The organism is Candidatus Protofrankia californiensis, assembly GCF_900634765.1.
In the GTDB taxonomy this organism is placed as follows: Bacteria; Actinomycetota; Actinomycetes; order Frankiales; family Frankiaceae; genus Protofrankia; species Protofrankia californiensis.
The window spans coordinates 4,382-6,569 of the sequence record NZ_CAAAFT010000024.1 but is presented as its reverse complement, the minus strand read 5'-3'; the positions used below and the strand labels follow the sequence as shown (position 1 = coordinate 6,569).

Annotated in this window: 1 protein-coding gene and 1 pseudogene; one reads left to right on the top strand and one right to left on the bottom strand. The window is 67.2% G+C overall.

Annotated features, from left to right (window positions below):
* Window positions 1–415: 415 nt before the first annotated feature.
* Window positions 416–1,630: pseudogene (locus DD1DGNOD_RS00970) on the top strand (glycoside hydrolase family 15 protein); the annotation flags it as partial.
* Between the two features lie 142 nt (window positions 1,631–1,772).
* Here the strand turns inward: DD1DGNOD_RS00970 and DD1DGNOD_RS00965 are convergent.
* Entirely contained in the window at window positions 1,773–2,033 is a 261-nt protein-coding gene (locus DD1DGNOD_RS00965; protein WP_131764683.1) for a cell division protein CrgA, read from the bottom strand.
* Window positions 2,034–2,188: the final 155 nt, after the last annotated feature.

The following is a 2,188-nucleotide window of genomic DNA, read 5'->3' as shown; positions in this document are numbered from 1 at the left end:
GCGGTGCCGGACTCACCGCCGGTGCCGTCGTCGGTGAGTCCGGCACCGCTGGCTCCTGCGCCGGTGCTTCTGTGGGTGATTTCCCGGTCGGCGAAGTCGTCGTCCCGCATGTCACCCAGCACAACACATCCAGTGCCATCGTTGGCCCGCGCGGGCCGCTCGCCGCGCGGCCTACGTTGGGTCGATCTTCACGGCAGTTACTATCCGCTTCCTTGCTGTCACATCAGATGGCGGCCTGGCCTGTGTACCGCACCCCGGCCTCGGGGTCTGCGGCCGGAGAAGGAGAGCGGACGTGGCTTCGTTCCAGGCAGCATCGTCGTCCACACGGCGTGGCAGCGTCAGTCCGTTCCCCCCATTGCCGAATACGGTTTCCTCTCCGACTGTGAGACCACATGTCTGGTCGCTCCAAGCGGCGGCGGTGGCGCGGACGACCGCGTTCTGGCGGCAGTGGCTCTCCCGCGGGGTCTTCCCGGACCACCCGTGGCGTGGGCATCTCCAGCGCAGCGCGCTGGCGCTGAAGGGTCTGACCTACGCCCCGACCGGCGCGCTGCTCGCGGCGTCCACCACGTCCCTACCGGAGACGCCGCAGGGTGAGCGTAACTGGGACTACCGGTACAGCTGGATCCGTGACTCCACCTTCGCCCTGTGGGGTCTCTACACCCTCGGTCTCGACTACGAGGCGAACGACTTCTTCTCGTTCATCGCGGACGTCTGCGAGAACGGCGACGATCTGCAGATCATGTACGGGGTCGGCGGTGAGAGCCGGCTGGACGAGCAGGTCCTCGGGCATCTGTCCGGTTATGAGGGGGCGTTTCCGGTCCGGATCGGCAACGCCGCGTTCTCCCAGCGCCAACACGATCTCTGGGGCGCGATCCTCGACTCGGTCTATCTGCACACCCGGTCGCGCGACTACCTGTCGGAGCGGTTGTGGCCGGTGCTGGTCAAGCTGGTGGACACGGCCGCCGAACACTGGCGGGAACCTGACTGCGGCATCTGGGAGGTGCGCGGAGAACTGCGGCACTTCACCTCGTCGAAGGTGATGTGCTGGGTTGCCGCCGACCGGGGCCGGCGGCTGGCGGCGATGCGCGCAGATGCCAAGACCGCGGCCCGATGGGCGGCTGTCGCCGACGAGATACACGCGGACGTGTGCACGAACGGTCTCGACGAACGCGGGGTTTTCACCCAGTGCTACGGCTCCAAGGCGTTGGATGCGTCGCTGCTGCTCATGCCCCTGCTGAGATTCCTGCCCCCGAGCGATCCCCGGGTGCGCGCGACGGTCCTCGCGATCGCCGACGAGCTGACGGTCGACGGCCTGGTGCTGCGCTACCGCGTGGAGGAGACCGACGACGGCCTGACCGGGACGGAGGGCGCCTTCCTCATGTGCTCGTTCTGGCTGACCTCCGCCCTGGTGGAGATCGGTGAGGTGGTCCGCGCCAGGCAGCACTGCGAGCGCCTGCTCAGCTTCGCCTCTCCGCTGGACCTCTATGCGGAGGAACTCGACCCGAGCACCGGCCGGCATCTGGGGAACTTTCCGCAGGCGTTCACCCACCTGGCTCTCATCAACGCGGTCATGCACGTGATCCGGGCTGAGGAGGGTGCCGGCTACACCGGCCCCGCCCCGGCGTCCTGACCCTGTGCTCTGCGACATCCCCTGCGGTGACGTCCACCCGGAACGGATGTCCCCCTGGAACGATATCCACACTGTGGACAACCGTTGGGGATGAATGACACCGGTGGAAGTTCCGGCCGGCCGGTGGCGCGAGCCGGCCGCCCTAGCGCCACTGGGTTGACACGCCGAGACCGGCCACGACAAAACCGAACCCGATGAGGATGTTCCAGGCACCGAGACTGTCCATTCCGGGGATGTCTCCGTTGGAGAAGTAGTAGACGAGCAGCCAGGCGATCCCGATCAGGAAGAGTGTGAGGATCAACGCGCCCATCCAGGGCGGAGACGGCGGTTTGCGCTTGCGGACCTGGGCGGTCTGGGGCGGTGCGCTGGTGGACTTCTTCTTGCGACGCCGGGAAACGGGCACTTCGAAGCTCCTCGGTGCACTTTATGATCTTTATGGACGGGGCGTCGTCGTCCTCGCCGCTGTGAAACGGCCGCAGGGTGCGGATCGCCCGTTTTACAGGGTAGACATCCACTGCACCGGGCTGCCTCGGCCGGCACCGCACCGGGCTGCCTCGG